The 22,012-nt window shown below is 47.6% G+C and carries 15 protein-coding genes; 7 read left to right on the top strand and 8 right to left on the bottom strand.

Annotation, left to right across the window (positions count from 1 at the left end):
• Window positions 1-209: 209 nt before the first annotated feature.
• The 6 genes from ACLHG7_RS08930 to rpsO form a co-directional block, all read right to left on the bottom strand.
• Window positions 210-2,411: a TRAP transporter large permease subunit gene (locus ACLHG7_RS08930; RefSeq protein WP_410210688.1), complete on the bottom strand. Its 2,202-nt coding sequence runs from the start codon at window positions 2,409-2,411 to the stop codon at window positions 210-212.
• Between the two features lie 394 nt (window positions 2,412-2,805).
• Complete coding sequence (gene rrtA / locus ACLHG7_RS08935) at window positions 2,806-3,411, bottom strand: rhombosortase (RefSeq protein ID WP_410210689.1); 606 nt, start codon at window positions 3,409-3,411, stop codon at window positions 2,806-2,808.
• Window positions 3,401-4,576, bottom strand: coding sequence for a putative solute-binding protein (locus ACLHG7_RS08940; RefSeq protein WP_410210690.1), 1,176 nt, complete (start codon window positions 4,574-4,576; stop codon window positions 3,401-3,403). The genes rrtA and ACLHG7_RS08940 overlap by 11 nt, the downstream gene beginning before the upstream one ends.
• A gap of 224 nt (window positions 4,577-4,800) precedes the next feature.
• Window positions 4,801-5,832 carry a hypothetical protein gene (locus tag ACLHG7_RS08945; RefSeq protein WP_410210863.1) on the bottom strand — a complete coding sequence of 344 codons (1,032 nt, stop codon included), beginning with the start codon at window positions 5,830-5,832 and terminating at the stop codon, window positions 4,801-4,803.
• A gap of 376 nt (window positions 5,833-6,208) precedes the next feature.
• Entirely contained in the window at window positions 6,209-8,296 is a 2,088-nt protein-coding gene (pnp, locus tag ACLHG7_RS08950; protein ID WP_410210864.1) for a polyribonucleotide nucleotidyltransferase, read from the bottom strand.
• Between the two features lie 472 nt (window positions 8,297-8,768).
• Complete coding sequence (gene rpsO, locus ACLHG7_RS08955; RefSeq protein ID WP_114897743.1) at window positions 8,769-9,038, bottom strand: 30S ribosomal protein S15; 270 nt, start codon at window positions 9,036-9,038, stop codon at window positions 8,769-8,771.
• 198 nt (window positions 9,039-9,236) lie between these two features.
• On the opposite strand from rpsO, the gene ACLHG7_RS08960 reads away from it, so the two are divergent.
• The 3 genes from ACLHG7_RS08960 (at window position 9,237) to ACLHG7_RS08970 (ending at window position 12,735) form a co-directional block, all read left to right on the top strand.
• Entirely contained in the window at window positions 9,237-9,707 is a 471-nt protein-coding gene (locus ACLHG7_RS08960; RefSeq protein WP_410210691.1) for a hypothetical protein, read from the top strand.
• Window positions 9,708-10,052: 345 nt separating this feature from the next.
• Entirely contained in the window at window positions 10,053-12,095 is a 2,043-nt protein-coding gene (gene acs / locus ACLHG7_RS08965; RefSeq protein WP_410210692.1) for an acetate--CoA ligase, read from the top strand.
• Entirely contained in the window at window positions 12,076-12,735 is a 660-nt protein-coding gene (locus ACLHG7_RS08970) for a response regulator (RefSeq protein WP_410210865.1), read from the top strand. Before acs ends, ACLHG7_RS08970 begins: the two co-directional genes overlap by 20 nt.
• A 12-nt stretch (window positions 12,736-12,747) precedes the next feature.
• On the opposite strand, the gene ACLHG7_RS08975 is transcribed toward ACLHG7_RS08970, so the two are convergent.
• Window positions 12,748-16,269, bottom strand: coding sequence for a PAS-domain containing protein (locus tag ACLHG7_RS08975; protein ID WP_410210693.1), 3,522 nt, complete (start codon window positions 16,267-16,269; stop codon window positions 12,748-12,750).
• 304 nt (window positions 16,270-16,573) lie between these two features.
• Here ACLHG7_RS08975 and ACLHG7_RS08980 point away from each other — a divergent pair, with 304 nt between their 5' ends.
• Window positions 16,574-16,882, top strand: a complete 309-nt coding sequence (locus ACLHG7_RS08980) for a DUF485 domain-containing protein (RefSeq protein WP_410210694.1) — start codon at window positions 16,574-16,576, stop codon at window positions 16,880-16,882.
• Window positions 16,879-18,573, top strand: a complete 1,695-nt coding sequence (locus ACLHG7_RS08985) for a cation acetate symporter (protein ID WP_410210695.1) — start codon at window positions 16,879-16,881, stop codon at window positions 18,571-18,573. The genes ACLHG7_RS08980 and ACLHG7_RS08985 overlap by 4 nt, the downstream gene beginning before the upstream one ends.
• 80 nt (window positions 18,574-18,653) lie before the next feature.
• Here the strand turns inward: ACLHG7_RS08985 and ACLHG7_RS08990 are convergent, their stop codons facing one another.
• Window positions 18,654-19,628 (bottom strand): cation diffusion facilitator family transporter, encoded by a 975-nt coding sequence (locus tag ACLHG7_RS08990; RefSeq protein WP_410210696.1) that lies wholly within the window; start codon window positions 19,626-19,628, stop codon window positions 18,654-18,656.
• 207 nt (window positions 19,629-19,835) lie between these two features.
• On the opposite strand from ACLHG7_RS08990, the gene ACLHG7_RS08995 reads away from it, so the two are divergent.
• Together ACLHG7_RS08995 and ACLHG7_RS09000 are read left to right on the top strand one after the other, a co-directional pair.
• A complete protein-coding gene (locus tag ACLHG7_RS08995) occupies window positions 19,836-20,513 on the top strand; it encodes a response regulator (RefSeq protein WP_410210697.1) in 678 nt (225 codons plus the stop codon).
• Window positions 20,510-21,940 (top strand): sensor histidine kinase, encoded by a 1,431-nt coding sequence (locus ACLHG7_RS09000; RefSeq protein WP_410210698.1) that lies wholly within the window; start codon window positions 20,510-20,512, stop codon window positions 21,938-21,940. Before ACLHG7_RS08995 ends, ACLHG7_RS09000 begins: the two co-directional genes overlap by 4 nt.
• The last annotated feature ends 72 nt before the right edge of the window (window positions 21,941-22,012 follow it).

The following is a 22,012-nucleotide window of genomic DNA, read 5'->3' on the forward strand; positions in this document are numbered from 1 at the left end:
AGCGCAAGTATGGCGCTGATTATCAAACCTGCGACACTTGTGTCAGATATTTACGACTCTGAACCTCAAGTAGGTCAATGATTATTCTTAGCGATATGCCATCGGCATGATTGTGATCCCGCTTTTTGTAGCCTACCAACTAACAAACTCATCGCATAAAAAAAAGCACCGCAAGTAGCGGTGCTTTTTTGCACGTTCAATCTGCGCTGTTATTTACCGTAGAGAATCAACGGCACATAAGCAACGATGATCAAGCTGATTGAAATCACCATCACCGGTAGCAACCAGCGCTCGTAGCGATAGTAGAAGCTCTTATGTCGAACTTCTGCATCGGCTGCATTCATGACTTCCTCACCGACTACCTGACGCGTCAACAACTGATTGAGCGCCACAGGAGGCAATAAGTAACCCAGTTCAAGTGCAGTCAACACCATCATCCAGAAGTGCACAGGATCAATGCCATTCGCATACGCAATCGGTGCCAAGGTCGTTGAAACCAAAAGCATCGCTCCCATAGGCTCCATCACCATACCGATAAACACTTTGACCAGAACCAAGAAGGTCATGGCAACCCAGATGTTCGGGAAGTGATGAGGCAGCATATGCATCAGACCCGTACGCTCTACAACCCCTGCCAAGCTCATTGACAATGACATGAGGAGCAGCAACGCGCCGATATGACTAATCGTCTCATTGGTTGCAGTACGAATCGCTTGTTCAAAACCAACACGACGATCTTTACCACTGCGACGGTTACCCCATTCCGCTTCTGATTCCGCACTACGGCGTTCTACAGGTGCTGGTGGAATTTGTCCGCCTGCTGTTGGCGCTGGCACTGGGTGTGCTGGAGCAGGCTCACGACGGATTTTGTCGAAGAACACAATAGCGAGCATCACATACGGCAGAATCATCGCTGCAGTATATTCATCCAGTTTGGTATCCAGTACATAGCGGTAGAACATGACAACCAGCATCATGATCACAACATAAGGGGCAACTGGAACCAATGCACGTGCTGACGCAGGGAATGCGACTTTTGCAGGGACTAAGCGATATTTCGGACCACCTTTCTCACGTACCAGCAGAGAGACAATCAGGAAAATCGTTGAGGTCATTGCAAAAACCCAGAGACCATGACCATAGAGCTGATCAGATGTCACTTCTTTATTCATAGCGGTGATCAAAATGATCAACAGACACGGACGCAGAACCACACCGAGTGAACCCGACATGGCCGTTGCAGCAAGCGCATATTGCTTACGCGCACCCGCATTGGCGACTTCGTAATAAATAATCGAACCCGCGGCCAGAATGAAAATACCCGATGCTCCGGTATACGCCGTTCCGAGTGCGGCAAAGAGCATGATAATCCAGGTCAAGACCTCTGGTGACAATCCCCATGGACGGAAAATGTCGAGCAACATGTCAATCAGGCGAGTCTGTCTAAGCAACATCCCGATCCAGATAAATAGCGTCAAACTCAGGAACAATGCAGAGTAATCAGAAAGCTGACCCATGTAGATGAGCAAACCACTGTAATACTGCTGTAAGAAGAATACGAGACCAGCGACCACTGCCATCACCGCATAGAGCGGAATTGACAAATAAGCCATGATGAAGCTACCACCTGGGGTCGCACTCTTAGGAATATTAAAGGCTTGAACAATACTGATGATGGTCAAACCCGTAAACAGGATCAACCAAGTAATACTGATTACCATGTTCACCGGATCCATCGCGATTCCTGAGGCACGCTGCCCGATCAGGAAGAAGATGGACGATGCCATACCAATCGCATTACCGATAATGGTCGCCGCAAAATAAACGCGATAATCGATCACGCTTTGTGGCGGGCGCAACGTCAGATGATGACGATTCAGTGTGGTGGACAATGCAGCAAAAGCGATCATCAAAATCAGAATCAATGAGCGATATTGTGTACCGAAGTGGAAAATATAAAAGAATGCTTCTTCAAAAGTACGATAGGCGCGTACTGGGGTAGTCACATGCTTAGATACATTTTCATAGAAAGTGTATTTCTCTTGACACAATGATTGAGCTGCCAGCAATGATTGCTTAATTTGCTCTGGATTCTTGGCATCATTGAACAATCCGCCCAAGCCATCATCCGTGGCAGGTGCTGCCATTTCTTTTTGCACGAGGGCATCAATATTGGCATCTTTATCACAATCAGGTTTTGCAGGATCTGCACGAAGGTAAGAATATTGGATCCCCGCAGCAGGATCTCCAAACATACGTTCACCCATGCGCAGTAACTGCCCATGGATCATTTCCCCTGTACCGATTAGTAGTGTCAATATAAGTAAACAGAAAACTGGAAGGGTCGTTAACCACTCCATCCATGTCCGATTTAACGGACCCATTCGCCCATCAGCGTTTGTATGTTCCATAGTACCCTACTTGTCTTTTTTTGATTTTTGACTTTAATAACGTCAAAACGCGTCCTAGCATTTTTCCATAGCCGACCAATAGATCGTCACACATCCTCATTACTGGCAGTGCTATTCAAAAAACAAAGAATATGCGTTTAGTCCGTTACGCCTCCATGAAGCTTTAATACTCAAGGCAAATCATTTAAAGATCATGAAATGCTTTAGACATCATTCGTCCATGTTGCATATAATGCCTGATCTAAAATTTAATTTATATGGCTTTTAATCCATATTTTCATTCTAAAAAGCCAATAAAATCACAAAACCATACGACTTTAGTCTAATTTTGCCTTATTTTAATGAGAACCACTTATCAAAACCAATTCTGTACTCCCTCTCCTCTAAACATCGTTTAAGGTAAACTATGACGCATTCTTCCCCATACCAGAATGAATAACCACAGTATAAATCCTAGCCCCACACCATACTGATGTGCCTGAAGGATTACCGGTGCACCAATAAGTTTTGCCGTTTGACTATTTCCGGAGTAAAGCTCACAACCGACTTTTAAGCAAACCCCGAACACTACGATCCATCCCATGAAGCGCTCGTTGGCATTTTTTGAGGAGATCGCATTCAGCGCCATGACCAAATAAAGACCGTGCAAAACTCCAGAAAGCCCCGCATACAAAGACAAGGTGGGCATGAAGAAGGAAAATAGCAGACTGATTAAAATCGGTAATGCAAACCAGAGAAAAAGGAAAACTCTTGAAGATGCTTGAAAGAAAATCTCTGGGAGTAAAACAAGGGCAATAACATTTAACCCCCAATGCCATGCGCCCAAATGCACCCAGTGCCCCGTCCACAATCGCCAGGGTTCTGCATGCAACAAAGAGGAGATGTAAACCAATTGCGAAAAAAATAACTGACAACAGGTCATGAAGAGTGCTGCGCCATAGACCACCATTCGCAGTCTATAACGCGGATTCTCCCATACCAGCTTTAACCTATTCAGCACCTTCACTACACTCAGCCAATGATGGCTCTTTCTGACAACGAATTTTTTTCAGCAAATTCATCATGCGCTTATCGTAGATCCCATCTTTGATCAAATCAATGCGCGATGTACGCGCCATATCTTGATAACGCTTACGGCTATCCGCAGTAATGCGAACCCAGTAGGCAGGGTCCACTTCACTCTCATAACCTTGAACAGTCTTAAAGTAAGCATCGTATTGCGAGGCCAGATAGGTTCGCGACGCCTGTCCAAAGCCTTCAGGGAAACGGTCAGGATGAATCATTAACTGCAAGCTAACTTGCGCCAAAACATAATCAACAATACCGCCTGTTTTCCCCAAACCACGATAGAGTTCAAGTGGACGATAAGCTGTTGCTGGGGAAATCACGATATCGACTTTGCCGTTATTAAATTTACCTGCAAAGTTTGTGACATCGGAAGGATCAGATTGGGCGCCGAGATTGCGTACTAACTTCGCTTCCGCTTTATCATAATCAAAGATCGCAATCTTTTTGCCCGGCAAACGCTCAGGACTATCAATTTTGCGATCATTCACAAACCCATAGGCCGCACCAAAAGGCATAATCCCCGCAACTTCATAAGTCTGACCATCCATAGTGGTCGTCATATATTGTGCGGCCGCAGGATTACTAAGGACTGAAATTAAAGTCCGCATGTGATCGTAACTGGGAATCGCTCCAACCGCTTCGATAGAACCGGTAAATGAATTAAAAGGGCGGACCCGAAGTCCGGTCACCACAGCCGCATCGCAATAACGAACGCGGAAGTCCTCACTGGCGACACGCTCATCGACATAGCCTTTCAAATCAAAATCCACGCCCAATGTCGCTGCTTTGACTTGGTAATCTTTCAGCTTGGCGTAGATTTCACCGTTTTGACCCATGATATCCCAAACACATAGGCGTCTTTTGACCAGCTCCGTAGAACTACGTACGATCGGTTGGGCTTTTGATGATGCTGAAGGTGCAATGGTTATAAGGTTTTTGTTTACATCATGCGATGGTAACGCAGCGACCACGCTACCAGCACTCCCCATAAACAACATTAAACCGAGTAGAGAAACCACACCTTGTGATTTTGCATACTTCTGCGCCTGAGCAATCATTCCCTGTTTGCTGACTTCTAGATAACCACGCAACCTCATCACACACTCCATTTTCATCAAAACTACGCTAAAAAACCAAGTTCTTCGCAGCGAACTGACTGCTCAATCCCGCTTATCAAATCTGGGCAAACCATAGATCACTTTTCTTAAAAATGCTATGACCTTAAAGCTTTGTATTGGAATCAAATAGTACAAAACCGCCACGGACGGCGGTTTTGCTTTATTACAGGCTTAAGACCACGTGAATAAACATCACGCCAGACTTAGTTCAGCAGATCATCAACTTTAACGCTGGTATCGACAGAGCTTTCATCCCAGAACTTGGTCATACCATCTTCAGGGGCACGCTTACCAGTTTTATCGGTCCAGTAACGATCCGCAATGCCTTGAACCAAATGTCCACCCATCGCATCGAACAATTTATATTTCGGATTGACTGGCATGTTTTGATCGACTGAGTGACCGTATGTACGCAGCGCATCACGAATGAGTTCATCTTTACCCGTTGCTTGAGCCGCTAATGCATAAACCGCATGCGATAGACGCACCCCTTTACGCTCACCCAAACGGGTTGAGTCTTTCATGGTTTGGAATGGATCAGGTTTTCCTTCTCCGGCACCCGGTAGCAAGACCCAAATCGCCGCACGAACAGCCATTGGTGTGCCCCAGAACTGTTCATTGTCTAAACACTTCATACCGCGTTCAACAACAGCCGCAATATCTTTAGGCACATTGACCGCACCTTGTGAGCTGATGTCGTTCACAACGGCCTCTAAACCCGAAACCATACCCAGTAGATAAATGGTTTTGTCTAGATCAGTACGCATTGTTGGACATTGCTCGCCCAATTTGATGTGGTAATCACGTTCCCACTTCTCTTGGAACATTTGATAAGCCGCATACTGACGACGGGAAGCAATCGCTGACCAGCGTTTCTGCGCAATACGTGCATCTTCTGCTTCTTCGACTTTCCCTGCACGTGATGCACGTAGATAAGCAAGTTCATGCTCTAGCGCGGTATCTTCAGCACAGAGTGCAGAACCGGCATACAGCAATACCGCAAGTTTAGTGGCATCTGCACCCATAGCTGCTGTTGCTAAAATCGCAGGCTGAAGCGATGTCCCCGAGACACAAACCATATTGGTATCGTCGAGTGCAATGATGGGGGGAACAATATTACCTTCGGCAAAATGTAGCGCGACATTTGCACCTGTTTTATAAACTTGAGAACAACCAGCCAACGTCATTGCAGCAGTCATGGCAACAACCATACTTTTTGCAATAAGGCCTTTCATTGAACGTGGTTGAACAGATTGATGAAGCACTTGATTGGTATTGTGATTGGATGTATTTGTATTTGACTTGCTATTGAACATTTTTTCATTCCTTTTCTGGCTGTATCCCTACACCGTGCGACGATAGCACGAAGCCTGCGCAGTTAAAAGCCAAAATCAGCGAAAAAGGGGCCACATTTCACAAATGAATGACTTTGTCTCGCCCATTGCTGCATTTTTATGGAATAACGCTGACGAATTCTTTCACCTATAAAAAACCCACTCGACGATGAGTGGGTTTTTTCATAGCAAGCATTTGATCAAGATATCGATCATATCAATGATATTGATCTCGATAGATCAACACACTGAATCTTTAAAGCGAAGTCTTTAAAGATCAGACAACTGCAGCAAGGTCTTTCATCGATAGCTTGATACGACCGCGCTGGTCAACGTCCTGCACTTGAACACGGATCTTCTGACCTTCTTGCAAAACGTCTGCAACGTTCGCGATACGCTCATTTGATATCTGTGAAATGTGCAGTAGGCCATCTGTGCCTGGCAGCAAGTTCACAAACGCACCAAACTCAACGATACGCACAACGGTGCCTTCGTAAATGGTGCCGGGTTCGATTTCAGCAGTAATCGCTTGGATCTTGGCAATGGCCGCTTGAGTGGCCGCTTTGCTTTCGCCAAATACACGAACCGTGCCGTTATCTTCGATATCGATGGTCGCTTTGGTTTCTTCGGTCAGGGCGCGAATCGTTGCACCGCCTTTACCGATAATGTCACGAATCTTGTCTGGGTTAACCTGAATCACGGCATAGGTTGGCGCATGCATGTTGATTTCAGTGCGGCTACGCGCCAACACTTGATTCATGCCATTCAGGATATGAATACGACCTTGGTACGCTTGACTGAGTGCCAACTCCATGATTTCTTCGGTAATCCCTTCAATCTTGATGTCCATTTGCAGTGCGGTGATGCCATTTGCAGAACCGGCAACTTTAAAGTCCATATCACCCAAATGATCTTCATCACCAAGGATGTCAGAAAGAACCGCGAAACGATCGCCTTCTTTCACCAAACCCATCGCGATACCCGCAACTGGTGCTTTCAATGGCACGCCCGCATCCATCAACGCCAAGCTTGCACCACAAACAGAAGCCATTGATGACGAACCGTTTGATTCAGTAATATCAGACACAACACGGATCACGTACGGGAAACGGTCTGCTGCTGGTAATACTGGGTATACACCACGACGCGCCAAACGGCCATGACCAATTTCACGGCGCTTTGGACCTGATTCACGACCAGTCTCACCCACAGAGTATGCAGGGAAATTGTAATGCAGCATGAATGGATCATTGCGTGTACCTGCCAATGAGTCAACCATCAGCGCATCGCGGGTATTACCCAGTGTTGCGGTGACCAGTGCCTGTGTTTCACCACGGGTAAACAAAGACGAACCATGTGCACGGGGAAGCACGCCAACTTGGATATCAAGCGCACGAACGGTCTTAGTATCACGGCCATCAATACGTGGTTTGCCCGACAAAATATTGTCACGAACAGTGCGGTATTTCAGATCTTCGAAGTAGTTTTGCAACTCAGCTGGATCAACATCGCTGCCTTCGGGGGCAAACTCAGCCAATGCCGCTTGTTTGATCGCATCTAATTTTTCATAACGTAATGCTTTTTCGGTCTCAGTGTACGCAACGCTGATTTCTTCCGCAAAGCGGGTCGCCAAACGTGCTTTTAATTCGTCGTTTTGAACAGCAGGTGTCCAAGTGCTTGCAGGATTACCCACTTCGGCAGCAAATTGTTTGATCGCCTCAATCACCACTTGCATTTCGTCATGACCAAACAAGACTGCACCGAGCATTTGATCTTCTGATAACTCTTTCGCTTCTGATTCAACCATCAGTACTGCTTTGTCCGTTCCAGCCACAACCAGATCCAAATCACTGCGGCTCAGTTCTTCAGTCGATGGATTCAAGATGTAATCGCCATCGATGAATGCGACACGTGCACCCGCAATTGGACCATTGAACGGTACGCCTGCAATAGACATCGCAGCACTGGTACCAATCATGGCAGCAATATCGGCTTCCATCGTTTTATCTGAAGAGACGACCGTTGCTGTCACTTGCACTTCGTTGAAATAACCTTCTGGAAACAACGGGCGAATTGGACGATCGATCAAACGGCTGATCAGCGTTTCACTTTCACTGGCACGACCTTCGCGCTTACCATAACCACCGGGAATACGACCCGCTGCATATTGTTTTTCTTGATAGTTCACAGTCAGTGCAAAGAAGTCTTGACCGGGTTTTGCTTTTTTCGCCGCTACAACCGCTACAAGGACAGTAACACCACCCAGAGTGACCAATACAGAGTTCGCTTGACGAGCAATACGACCGGTTTCAAGCACTAACTGATGACGTCCAAATTGAACTTCTTTGCGGACGATATTAAACATCGACATGATTATTCCTTTTTTAAAACATTAAATTTCGTAAATACCAATGCATATGGAAGCCCCTAACGGCGATTGTTTTCATTGTTATGATTCTATAAAAGTCCATTCTTACGGATAAACCTTCAGGTCTAAAACCCTCTTAAGATCAACACCAAACAATCGCAGTTAGAAGCCTCTCCACATGTAAACCAATTTTTTAGCAAATGTTTTGAATGACATTTGCTCTAAATCCTGTGCATGACTTTATTTATACATAAAAAGTATGCCGCAAGATCAAACCACACTTAACCGCATGAACTCAACAACTATTCCACGGCATCTTCGTTACCGATGAATCTCAAACCGCAGCCGAGCGAAGAGATTATTTTTCTGTATCTTTTGCAAAGCTCAAACAGCAAAAAAGGGAGCATATGCTCCCTTCTCTTTTATCGATCTATAAAGTCTGCCACTTTTTGGCTAAACAATCGCAATCTTAGCGACGCAGACCCAAAGTACCGATAAGCGCTTGATAACGCTCGCCATCTTTACCTTTGAGGTAATCCAGCAATTTACGACGTTGGTTAACCATACGAATCAAACCACGACGACTATGATGGTCATGCTTGTGTGCTTTGAAGTGGCCTTGTAAGTCATTAATGGTTGCAGACAACAACGCAACTTGTACTTCTGGCGAACCTGTGTCATTTTCTGCACGAGCAAATTTTGCAATGATATCAGCGCGATCAGCATTAGTTAATGCCATGATTAATCTCCGAGATGCATGAATAATATGAGTGTCTGCCGTGCATCACTACAGCAGGTGGCGGATTATAGCGAAAACTACAGGGAATTACTAGAGGCTGATGACGCTTGGTTTTACATTGTCGGAATGAGCATATAGACGCGTAAAAGAGTACGATTAGAAAACGTCTCTGACAGGGTAGGATCAAGCAAAGCCATCATGACGATAGAACAACACCCCATGCCTATAACACGCGCTTTAATCGGCTTGCGCTGGATAGCCAACTTGCATGTCTTTGGCGGTTTGTGCCTCGCAATCGTATTATGGATTCCTGATCTGCATCCTTTGCTGTTCAAGATATTATATGGCAACACGCCCATCACCGATTCAGCACAGACGCTCTTTTGGATTTGCATCCTCGGCCCTACTGTGGCCAGTTGGGGAGTACTCTGTCGCATTTGTGTTGATTATTTTGCCGAACAACCTTGCATGCGAACTTACCGACGACTCATCCTGTCGTTATGGGTATGGGCACCCATCAATGCAACCATGTGCATCACCCATGGCGTTTATATCGCAGCGATTTTGAATACCAGCGTTGTTATCCTTTTTTGGTACCTCTGCCACCAGATATGGCGCGATCACCAGAATAAACAACAGCGTGAACCTCAACAAAACATAAATTTTTAGTCATTGTGAAATGGGGTGTCAGCACGATCAATGAGCGCTTATCCGATAGCTACTTTGAAGGTTTACTCACCAGTTAGAAATTCCATCAGCAAAAGCCACCCAGCGCATACAAACAATCTTTAGATGCCTTTGTATGCGCTTTTTTTAACTCCCCCAAAGCAACTCATCATCATATTAATCATAAGTTTTAGCCTGTTATCTGACTAAAAAGAACGCCCTCTACGACTAAAGCATGATTTCATCAGCACTGTATGAAGCACACAATAAAGACAGAACATCACCAACTGATCGGCAATATGACGCTTTTCGCGATAAGTACGGTCATTCACATGGAAGGAATATATGATGCTGAACACACCATCCTCTACTGCGATTTCACATACTGAACAGACCCATTCGTCCACTGGGACGACGATACCAACGTCTACCACCGAGCTTCTTTACCCCGTTCCAGCCGCATTTGCAGCCAACGCACGCACATCAAGTGTTGAATATCAAAGTCGATATCAACAATCCATTGAAAATAATGATCAATTTTGGCGTGATGAAGCGGGCTGTGTGGATTGGATTAAACCGTTTAGTATCGTAAAAGATGTCTCTTATGATCCCAGTAATTTCAAAATCGAGTGGTTTGCCGATGGACAGCTGAATGTTTCAGCAAATTGTCTCGATCGACATCTCATCACACACCCTGATAAACCCGCCATTATCTGGGAAGGTGATCATCCCGCCGAGCATAAGATCATTTCATATCGCGAGCTCCATGCCGAAGTCTGCCGCTTTGCCAATGTTTTGAAGAATCAGGGTGTCAAGATTGGTGATCGCGTCACGCTCTACATGCCGATGATTCCAGAAACCGCTATCGCCATGCTGGCTTGTACGCGCATTGGTGCGGTGCACTCGGTGGTGTTTGGTGGGTTCTCTCCTGAAGCACTTGCAGGTCGCCTCGATGACTGTCGCCCTAAAATTGTGATCACCGCCGATGAGGGCATACGCGGCGGCAAGGCGGTGCCCTTAAAAGCCAATGTTGATGCTGCGCTAATGATTGAAGGTACAAGCAGTGTAGAACATGTGATCGTGGTGCGCCGTACGGGGGGTGACATCCTCTGGAACTCCCGCGACTTGTGGTATCACGAACTCATTGCCAACGCCTATGATGTCTGCCATCCCGTCGCCATGAATGCAGAAGCCCCCTTATTCATCTTATATACCTCAGGCTCAACGGGAAAACCCAAAGGCGTGTTGCATACCACAGGCGGCTATCTGGTCTACGCCACCAGTACATTCCGCGAAGTTTTTGATCTGCGTCCTGACGACGTGTATTGGTGTACAGCAGATTTAGGCTGGATCACCGGCCATAGTTATTTACTCTATGGCGCCTTATCGAATGGCACCACAACCCTGATGTTTGAGGGCGTTCCACAGCACCCGACGTGGGCACGTGTCGGTCAGATCGTGGATAAGCATAATGTCACGATCCTCTATACGGCACCGACAGCAATACGCGCAATGATGCGTGAAGGTGATGATTTTGTCCGCCAAAGCGACCGCAGTAGCTTACGCTTGCTTGGCTCAGTCGGTGAACCCATCAACCCTGAAGCGTGGGGTTGGTATTACAAAGTGGTGGGTGAGTCACGCTGCCCCATTGTCGATACCTGGTGGCAAACAGAGACGGGGGGTATTTTGATCTCCCCCATTGCAGGCGCAACAGCGCTCAAGCCCGGATCGGCCAGTAAACCCCTGTATGGCGTACAGCCCGCCATTGTGGATGCAGAAGGTCAGACCTTAGAAGGTGCCTGTGAGGGTAATCTGGTGATTCAAGGTAGTTGGCCTGGACAGATGCGTACCATTTACGGGGATCATCAGCGCTTTATCGAAACTTATTTTTCAGTCTATCCCAATAGTTACTTTACGGGTGACGGCGCCAAACGCGATGCGGATGGCTACTATTGGATTACCGGTCGCGTGGATGACGTGTTGAATGTTTCAGGTCATCGCTTAGGCACGGCAGAGATTGAAAGTGCATTGGTTTCACACAGTAGCGTCGCTGAATCAGCCGTCGTTGGCATGCCACATGAAATCAAAGGACAAGGTATTTGCGCTTTTGTGACCCTGCAGGCAGATGTAGCCTATAGCGATACCTTACGCCGTGAGCTGCGCGATTGGGTACGGCGTGAAATTGGTCCGATTGCCACGCCTGACGCTATTTATTGGGCACCGGCACTACCGAAAACACGCTCAGGCAAAATCATGCGCCGCATTCTGCGCAAGCTTGCGGCTGGAGAGCTTGATTCTCTGGGAGATATTTCTACCTTGGCCGACCCATCAGTCGTGGACAATTTAATCGCGGCAGTCTACTCTCATGCAGATGAACATACTCATCGTTGATGACCATCCGCTTTTTCGTAGTGCACTGACCCAAGCGGTCAGACAAGCATTGCCTGAAGCACAATTACACGAAACAGCATCGGTAGCAGGGCTGCATGAGATCTTGGATCAACAGCCTGAGCCTGACTTGGTGCTGCTTGATCTCAACTTGCCGGATGCCTCTGGATTCTCGGCATTGGTGCACTTGCGCGCAGCCTATCCTGCTCTGCCTGTCATTGTGGTTTCTGCTCATGAAGAAAGCTCAATCATGCAGCGGGCATTAGCACATGGTGCGCTGGCTTATATCCCAAAATCAGCACCGCCTCAGCATATCAATGATGCGATACAGGCTGTGTTGGCGGGTGAAACATGGCTGCCAGATCCACAACTCAATCAACATGTTTCGAATCACTCAGACCCACGTGCCAGTCATGAAGCCGATCTGGCCACCCGACTGCAATCCCTCACCCCCCAGCAGTTTCGCGTTCTCATGATGCTGGCAGAAGGATTACTCAATAAACAGATTGCCTATACCTTGAATGTTTCAGAAGCAACCATTAAGGCACATGTGACTGCAATTTTTCGAAAAATGGAAGTCCAAAATCGTACACAAGCGGTACTGGCTTTAGGCGCCCTCAACCTTGAGCCTGCAAAGCTTTAGCGGGATCTCGGATTAAGTCACCTTTACAGACATGAGGAATGCCCTTAATGCGGCAGGCTTAAGGGGCTTCTTTAATAAAACAGCACCTTGAGCATGGGTACGCTCTGGCAAGTCAGGATCACTATCCGCGGTGATGAGTGCAGACTTGCTGTCTTGCGCATACATGCGAATCAAATCCAGCCCCTCACAATACGCATCCAGATGCTGATCCACCAGCCAGACTTGAATTGGTTTCGCCTGTTGCTGAGCCTGCTTGGCAAGTTCAATGGCTTGATTCGGCTGTGTTGCGGTCCAGACATCACACCCCCAGCGTGTTAACAACGTCTGCATCGCATCCAAAATCGCCACATCATTATCGACACAAAGCACGCGCAGACCCTGCAACACCCCAGAACCCACAAGTGTCGGTATCGATCGCTGTTGCACAGGCTGGGCTATCGCTAAAGTCAGCATAAAGCATGAGCCCTTACCTAAAGTAGAATAAAGATTAAGCGGATGCCCTAAACGCGTTGCCATTCGTTCCACAATCGCAAGCCCTAGACCTAAACCCTGCTCTCCCCACGGCGATACACTTTTACCGCGCTGAAACTCGTGAAAGATTTGTTTTTGTTGCGCGATGTCGATACCCGGTCCAGTATCCCATACGCCAAGTCGTAGGAAACCACTCTGGGAATGGCCTAAAACGCCAACTACCACTCGACCTGATGCGCTATAACGTAGGGCATTACTGACCAGATTTTGAACCATTCGACGCAACCACTGTGGATCACTGCTGACCCAGAGTCGTGTCGGATGGACATGCAGTTTTAAGCCACGCTGCATAGCGATTGGGGCGAACTGCCCCTCCAGATCAGTCAGTAATGCCGAAAGATCAATAGCCGTGATATTGGGCTGCAACATGTCGCTATCCAGCCTTGCGATCTCCAGTAAAGCAGACAAAATGCTCTCAGCGCCGTGTAGCGCACGATCAAGTTGCTGCAAGGTCTGCCGATCCAGCTCATTAAGATCGCTTTGCTCCAGCACGCCCGAAAACAAACGTGCAGCATGCATCGGTTGCAATAAATCATGACTGGCCGCAGCGACAAATCGGCTTTTAGAAATATTGGCTTTATCGGCTTGTATTCGCGCAATTTTTTGCTCATACAGCGCCGATTCAAGCTGCTCGGTTCGCTCTAAAACACGCCCCTCCAATACCGCCTCGGTCTGACGAAACTGCGTAATATCGGCAAAAGTCGTCACAAAACCGCCACCCGTAATCGGCTGCCCCCGCATTTCAATCACTTGACCATTAGCACGCACTCGCTCAAAGACATGCGCATTACCCGCACGCAGCCAATTCAAACGTTTTTGAATATGGGACTCAACGGACCCTTCGCCACATTCACCGCGCTCAGCGTTATAACGTATAAGATCTGCGACTGGACAGCCGACATAGACCAGACCACTGGGATAGTTAAAGAGTTCCAGATAGCGGCGATTCCAAGCCACCAAACACATCTGGCTATCGACCACACTGACGCCATGCGTCAAATGATCCATCATAGTCAAGAGGAGTTGCTGATTAAAACGCTGCCACTGTGAAGCCTGATCCAGCAGCCCTGCAACCTGCGCCAAACCCAGTCCGTTGTCGCGTAAGGCCGTCGTCAGCAATGTACGAGCCGAGGCAGCGCCTATCGCCCCCGCCAACAACTGCTCAGTGAACTGCCACCACCGGCTATCAGCTCGCATTTGTAAATTTAATGGCTCTCGTAAACTTGAGGCAAATTTGGCGAAGGCTTTTTGCGTCACGGAAGCACCACTGATCCGTTCAGCTAACGCGGCCAAATCACCCACGGTAAAAGTCTGACGTGCAACCGCCCCAGAAATAACATTCTCCGATAGTGAGATTTCATCTGAAAATTTACTGGCAGATGTATCCAGTTCATCCGGCTGTAAAAAAGGGGCAGCTTGCATTTGCTCACTGACGGTTGGGCGAAATCGACGTGAGACCCAAATGAATAATCCGATATTGGCACCCAAAGACCAAATCACGCCATGAGTCAGCGAATCACCGACCTGTAGCCCGAACAATGCTTGAGGCCGCAATAAATCTAAACCGAATAAACCATGATGCTGCCAATTGAGCAGTGCGGTTTGAATACCCATAGATAAGTGACCATGCAATGTCGATACGAGCGCAGGAAACAACAGCGTATAAGCCCACAACATAAAACCGGCACATAAACCTGCAATCACTCCCGCTTTGCTGCCGCCTCGCCAATACAAACCGCCAATAAGTGCAGGAGAAAACTGGGCAACTCCGGCAAAAGCCAGCAAACCAATGGCCGACAGTTGCGTAGACTCTGCAAATAATCGATACGCCATAAAACCCAGTAACATCACACTCAGCATGCATAAGCGCCGCACGATGCGCATCACTTTTTCAAACTGCGCACCGTCATGCTGAACCAGTCTAAACCGCCAGAGCAAAGGTAAAATCAACTCATTACTGAGCATAATGGATAAGGTCACTGTCGCAACGAGCAGCATGCCAGTTGCCGCCGAAAATCCACCCAAAAAAGCCAATAGGGCAAGTCCCGTCTCGCCTTTGAGCAAGGGCAGCATCAACACCGCAGTATCAGGATTAGGCAACACGCTGATCGGCATGTTCAATGCCCAAAGCGCAATCGGAACAATGGCAAGTACAGTCAGGAAGAGATAAATTGCAAACCAGCGGCGTGCTCCGCGCACATACGTGACATCGCGACACTCCACCACACCCACGTGAAACTGCCGCGGCAAGCAGATCATCGCAAGACTGGCGAGCAAGGTCTGGGTCCAAAATCCAGCGGGCAAACCGTCCGCATGCAAACGGCTCACACGCTGGCTTAACTCTTCTGAGATGGAGTATGGTGATTCGATATGCATGACGGCAAAGATCGCTACTGCCAAGAGTGCGATCAATTTCACCATCGACTCCAATGCAACTGCTAACATCAAACCATTGTGTTGTTCGCTGCTGTTCAAGTGCCGTGTCCCAAAGAGCATAGCCAGCCCCGCCAGCAAACCAGTAAGCACCAAAACACCATTCGAGGTCACCCCACTACTGGCTTGGTCGGACATCAACACATCCACACTGAGTGCAACAGCACGCAATTGCAACGCAATATAAGGCAATATCCAGATGACGGCACAGATCGTCACCAAAGCAGCCAGTTTTGGTGACTTGCCATAACGTGCCGCAATAAAGTCTGCAATGGAGGTGATCGATTGGCGATTGCGAATCTGAACCAGACGCTGCCAGATATCTCGCCCTAGCCATAAGAAGAGCAGAGGCCCTAAATAGATGGGCAAAAAACTCATACCATCGCGTACGGCCGCGCCAACTGCGCCATAGTAGGTCCATGACGTGCAATACACACCTAGGGTCAGGCTAAAGAGCCACATCCGCCCGCGCGGACTCAGCCAGCTGTTTTTTCGTTCACCCAAAAATGCACAGGCAAACAACAGCACGACATATAGCACCAATACGCCAAAGACCAACCAACCATTCATGATGACCTTATCCTTGCTTCTTTTTAGCTTTTTGAATGCTTTCCTGCATCCACATCTTATTCAATTTCTTCGCAGAAACACTATATCGCAACTTCAGCGCCAATAGCGTATGAACGCTGTCTTACTCGACTAAAGTCGAAGTTCAATTTAATCCAATGCCTGCTAATGTGATCGTGTACAAAATCCTGCGTAATCGAACTCGGAAGGGATTGCGCTTATAAAACAATGAATGCTCAAAAATTGATAAATGACCAAACATCATCATTTTTTGAACTTAAAAAATCGCATCAAGGAGTAACGCATCATGGAAATCGATCGCGTCAAAAACATTATCCAAAACCCGAAATTCCAGCAGTTGGTTCAGAAAAAGTCCCGCTTAAGCTGGTCACTCACCATCATCATGTTGTTTATCTACTTTGGCTACATCTATCTGGTGTCCTATCACCCAGCATTCGTTCATCAGTCTTTGGATGGGGGGGCAACAACGATTGGTATTCCGCTAGGGATCAGTGTGATTGTGAGTGCTTTTGTACTCTGCGGAATCTATGTCTGGCGTGCCAATGGTGAATTTGATCGTCTGACTCAGGAAGTGCTGGAGGAGATCAAAAAATGAAATCAACTCAATTGGCTATTGCAACAACGCTGGCCTATTCTGGTCTAGCCGTTGCTTCTCCTGATCTGGGTCAAACGGTTCAGCAGGCGACCAACTGGACTGCGATTATCATGTTCGTGGTCTTTGTCGCTTTGACACTGTACATCACCAAATGGGCAGCCACCAAAAATCGAACCACTTCCGACTTTTATACAGCAGGGGGGAGTATTACGGGCTTTAAAAACGGCCTTGCGATTGCGGGAGACTACATGTCTGCAGCATCGTTTTTAGGCATATCGGCGATGGTCTTTACCAAAGGCTATGATGGACTCATGTACTCGATTGGCTTTTTAGTCGGTTGGCCACTGTTGTTATTTTTGGTCGCAGAGCGTTTGCGCAATCTGGGTAAATATACCTTTGCGGATGTGGCGTCATTCCGCTTAAAACGTTCGCCAATCCGCACTATGGCTGCGATTAATACGCTGGTGGTTGTCGCTTTCTATCTGATTGCTCAGATGGTCGGAGCAGGCCAGCTCATTAAATTGTTATTTGGTCTGGACTACTCAATCGCGGTGATCGTAGTCGGGATATTAATGATGGTTTACGTCCTATTTGGCGGCATGCTCGCCACCACATGGGTACAGATCATCAAAGCGGCAATGTTGCTGGGCGGCGCGACGTTCATGGCATTCATGGTGCTCTACCACTTTAACTTTAGCTTAGATCGGATGTTTGCAGAAGCCATTACCGTCTTTGGTACGGTCAATCATACTGACGGTAACAAAATCATGGGACCCGGCACACTATTTAGCAGTCCGATTGATGCGATCTCTCTCGGCATGGCACTGATGTTTGGTACCGCAGGATTACCGCATATCCTGATGCGCTTTTTCACCGTCAGTAGTGCGAAAGAAGCGCGTAAATCCGTTTTTGTTGCGACAGGTTTTATCGGTTATTTTTATATTTTGACTTTCATCATCGGCTTTGGTGCCATTCTGTTTATTGCTCAAAATCCTGCGTACCTTGATCTGGCTAAAATGGCTGTAACCGGTAAGTTAGAGCTGCTTGGTGGCGGAAATATGGCTGCAGTTCATTTGGCGCATGCGCTGGGTGGTAATCTGTTCTTGGGCTTTATTTCAGCCGTTGCTTTTGCCACGATTCTGGCCGTTGTCGCTGGATTGACCCTGTCTGGTGCCTCTGCGGTATCGCATGATCTCTATGCCAATGTGATTGCCCATGGTCGCTCAACTGAAAAAGACGAGATGCGCGTCTCCAAATATGCAACCGTAGCTCTGGCTATCTTTGCCATGATCTTGGGGATTGTTTTTGAGAAACAAAACGTCGCCTTCATGGTCGGTCTTGCCTTTGCTGTCGCAGCATCTGCCAACTTCCCCGTACTACTGCTGTCCATGTTCTGGCGCGGACTCACCACACGGGGGGCAATTGCAGGTGGTGTCATCGGCATGTTGTCTTCGGTCTTATTGATCTGCCTGACCAAAGCCGTCTATGTTGAAACATTCCACTTCGGTACCACGGCACCGATTCCTTACCAGAATCCTGCTCTATTTTCGATTGTGTTGTCCTTCTTCTGTTGCTGGTTCTTTTCGATCACGGACAAGAGTGCACAAGCCAAACTTGAGCAAGAAGCCTTTGATGCCCAGTTCGTTCGCTCCATTACGGGTGTAGGTGCGGAGCAAGGGAAAGCCCATTAATCGCTCTTAAGTTCTCAATCCTCTAAAATAAAACCGCCCTCAATCCAGGGCGGTTTTATTATGCTGCAAGAATCTGTTTCTTAATGCTGGTGATGATGCGGCTCAGGTTTAGACTCGTGGTGCGAGAAATCATAGACAGAAACTTCGTGTTCCTGATAATGCTCCGTTTCTGGTCGACTCATCGCACACGGATGCTCTTCACATTGAATCGCGACATGGAAAATGGAGAAGCGCTTGGCCAGCAAATCCATCGCATCCTCAAGGACCTCTTGGGTAGAGCGCTCAGGACAAACCAGATGAATGGTCAAAGAGACTTTATCGGCTGTCAGCGACCAGACATGCAGATCATGCACACTCTCGACACCATCAATCGCTGTCAAGGCATCCCGGATCGCTTTTATATCCAGATGCTCAGGGACACTTTCAAGCAGGATTTGCACGCTTTGCTTCATCAGTACCCATGTACGGGGCAGTACCCATAATCCAATCGCAATCGCCACCACAGAGTCGACCCAAGCCCACTGGGTGAAATAAATAATCACTGCGCCAACAATCACACCCGTCGACCCCACCATATCAGCCAAGACTTCTAGGTAAGCCGCCTTCATATTAAGGCTACCGTCATTACCCGCAGTTAGAATCTTCATACAGACGAGATTGGCGATCAGACCGCCCAGCGCTATAAAAATCATCCCCGTCGAATGCAACTCTGGTGGGTTTGATAAGCGTAAATATGCTTCATATAAAATATAAATGGCGACTGCAAAAAGGAGCAGTGCATTCAAAACCACGCCGAGAATTTCAAAACGATAATAGCCATAGGTCCGCTGATCATCAGCTGGGCGACGTCCGACTCGAATCGCCGCAATGGCAATAGCAATCGCTGCCGCATCAGTTGAAACATGAGCAGCATCGGATAACAGCGCCAAGCTATGGGTCCAGATCCCACCGACTACTTCCGCAATGAGAAAAATGCAGGTAATCGATAGCACCCACCACAGACGACCTTCGTTTTGGGTGTTAAATTCATGATAATGGTCGTGCGTGCCACTCATAGCGATTGCTCATTGGAATCAAAAAGGGAATATTTTGAAGTGCTAAAACCATAACACAACTTTTTTTGGCTGTGCTGAACCATCCTTCACAGTATACTGAAAAGTTGACCAAGGAATGATGCAGTCTCAAGATGATCGCCTGAAACGACATCTTTCCTATAGAGAGAAGTATAAACGGCTTAAGCAGAATGCTGGATTAGCGATGTCATGAGAATATTACTGGTTGAAGACGACATCATGATTGCAGATGCGCTCCTCGTTGCACTGCGCGACGCGAGCTATGCCGTCGATCATGTGATGGATGGTCAGTTAGCCCATGCCGCACTACGCAGCGAAACCTATCAGATGATCCTGCTCGACTTAGGCCTGCCCTTACAAGATGGGCTAACTTTGCTTAAAAATTGGCGCGCGAATAGTGGTGAAACACCTGTCATTATCATGACAGCACGAGATGATGTGCAATCGCGCATTCAAGGTCTGGACTTGGGTGCGGATGATTACGTCGTCAAACCTTTTGAAGTCCCTGAGCTGTTAGCACGGATTCGAGCCGTTACCCGACGTCAAAGTGGCTCGGCACAACCCCTGCTCAGTAATGGCAAATTGACCTTAAATCCTGCCAATCATGAGGCATCTTATTGTGACGCAACTAACCCGCCGCAGACAGCTAGACTTTCGGGGCGAGAATACGCTTTATTACATGCATTGCTATCCCGCAAAGGAACCATTCTCTCTCGCAGCGATCTGGAAACCTCGGTCTACGGCTGGGGAGAAGAAGTAGAAAGTAATGCCATAGAATTTGTGATTCACAATGTTCGCAAAAAACTAGGGCCTAAATCCATTACCAATGTGCGCGGTGTCGGCTGGATGGTGGAGAAACACGCATGACAACCTCTGCACCACGCTTAACACCAGAACAGGATTTAAAAAAGTATCGTTCATTGCGCGATTATCTGGTCTGGTGGTTCTTTAGCCTGATTTTGATCATTGGCTTATTAGCCGCTTTCGGGGAGTACCATGCCACCCGCAAAGAAGCGCTGAATATGCAGGATCACAATTTAGAGTTGATCGCACAACTTGCAGCAGATCGACAAGCGCTTATTTTCCCGATCATGACTACTCATGGGCAACTCCCTCCCCAAACTCATCCCACGGACGAACCGCTTCAAACCGATCTCTCTTTAAAAAAGAAAAAGCATAAAGAGTCTGAACTTCAAGAAGCAAAAATCATTATTCAGCCTTTAGTTGTGGATGGGCAGCCCATCCAAGCCCACTGGATACAAGCGCCTAAGTACTTAGCAGACGGCTTATCCACTCTGCAAAGTCAGGGAGAGGACTGGCGTGTTTTTGTTCGCACGCTACCCACGGGACAGCAATTCCTCGTCGGTCAACGGACGGCGTTACGCGATGAGCTGGCACGCTATACCAGCCTACGCATGATGATTCCGCTGGTCGTCTTGTTTCCAGTATTGCTGCTGGTCATCACACTGGTTATTCGCCAAGCGTTTAAACCCATAACGGCATTGGCGCTGCATACCGATCAGCAGAAAGATGGTGTTCCCTTACCACTTCACAATCAGAAAATTCCGCGAGAAATTCTACCTTTTGTTTTTTCAATCAATAAACTATTGCGAAGGCTTTCTCACAGTCTCAATCACCAGCGCCGTTTTATTGCTGACGCAGCGCATGAGTTACGGACACCGATTACCGCACTCACGTTGCAAACAGAAAACCTTGAACACACCGCGCTCACCCCTGAAGGCATCGAACGCGTCCGTCAGCTTAGGCAAGGTCTGAATCGCTCCCAGCATCTCCTTGAGCAGCTTTTGAGTCTCGCCAAACAACATAGTGGCTATACGGGCAATATTGAGTATGTCTCGCTGATTGCCTGCTTACATGAGGTGCTTGGTGATCTCATGCCACTCGCACTGCAAAAAAATATCGATCTTGGCGTGGTACAGCAAGATGACGTTGCAGTCCATGCGGCATTACAAGACGTGCAGACCATCCTTAGGAATGCCATCAGTAATGCGATACGTTATACCCCCGAAGGTGGACAAGTCGATATCCGTATCTATAGCGAAGAGGCATTGGCCGTGATTGAGGTTACGGATAGTGGCTCAGGAATTCCTGAATCAGACTTATCTCGCGTCTTTGATCCTTTTTATCGCGCGCTCGGTCAAAGCGACACAGGAAGCGGTTTGGGGCTCACGATTATTCAGGAAATAGCCCAGCGCTATGGCGGACAAGTGACGTTGCATAATCTACCAAATCAAGGTGGACTACGCTTTGAATTCCGCATGGTGGGTGCTTAACCGGATTGCCAAATTGTCCAATCACGCCCACCATATGTCTAAGCTAAGTCTCACATGCTAATGTAAAGCCAG

The organism is Aquirhabdus sp. (assembly GCF_046462495.1).
GTDB lineage: Bacteria > Pseudomonadota > Gammaproteobacteria > Pseudomonadales > Moraxellaceae > Aquirhabdus.

Bases quoted from the DNA above. Each gene is read 5' to 3' on its own strand.
- ACLHG7_RS08980 (WP_410210694.1), top strand. From the start codon at position 16,574: ATGGAAATCGATCGCGTCAAAAACATTATCCAAAACCCGAAATTCCAG.
- ACLHG7_RS08930 (WP_410210688.1), bottom strand. From the start codon at position 2,411: ATGGAACATACAAACGCTGATGGGCGAATGGGTCCGTTAAATCGGACA.
- ACLHG7_RS08985 (WP_410210695.1), top strand. From the start codon at position 16,879: ATGAAATCAACTCAATTGGCTATTGCAACAACGCTGGCCTATTCTGGT.
- ACLHG7_RS08940 (WP_410210690.1), bottom strand. From the start codon at position 4,576: ATGAGGTTGCGTGGTTATCTAGAAGTCAGCAAACAGGGAATGATTGCT.
- rpsO (WP_114897743.1), bottom strand. From the start codon at position 9,038: ATGGCATTAACTAATGCTGATCGCGCTGATATCATTGCAAAATTTGCT.
- pnp (WP_410210864.1), bottom strand. From the start codon at position 8,296: ATGTTTAATATCGTCCGCAAAGAAGTTCAATTTGGACGTCATCAGTTA.
- acs (WP_410210692.1), top strand. From the start codon at position 10,053: ATGCTGAACACACCATCCTCTACTGCGATTTCACATACTGAACAGACC.
- ACLHG7_RS08970 (WP_410210865.1), top strand. From the start codon at position 12,076: ATGAACATACTCATCGTTGATGACCATCCGCTTTTTCGTAGTGCACTG.
- ACLHG7_RS08990 (WP_410210696.1), bottom strand. From the start codon at position 19,628: ATGAGTGGCACGCACGACCATTATCATGAATTTAACACCCAAAACGAA.
- ACLHG7_RS08975 (WP_410210693.1), bottom strand. From the start codon at position 16,269: ATGAATGGTTGGTTGGTCTTTGGCGTATTGGTGCTATATGTCGTGCTG.
- ACLHG7_RS08945 (WP_410210863.1), bottom strand. From the start codon at position 5,832: ATGAAAGGCCTTATTGCAAAAAGTATGGTTGTTGCCATGACTGCTGCA.
- ACLHG7_RS08995 (WP_410210697.1), top strand. From the start codon at position 19,836: ATGAGAATATTACTGGTTGAAGACGACATCATGATTGCAGATGCGCTC.
- ACLHG7_RS08960 (WP_410210691.1), top strand. From the start codon at position 9,237: ATGACGATAGAACAACACCCCATGCCTATAACACGCGCTTTAATCGGC.
- ACLHG7_RS09000 (WP_410210698.1), top strand. From the start codon at position 20,510: ATGACAACCTCTGCACCACGCTTAACACCAGAACAGGATTTAAAAAAG.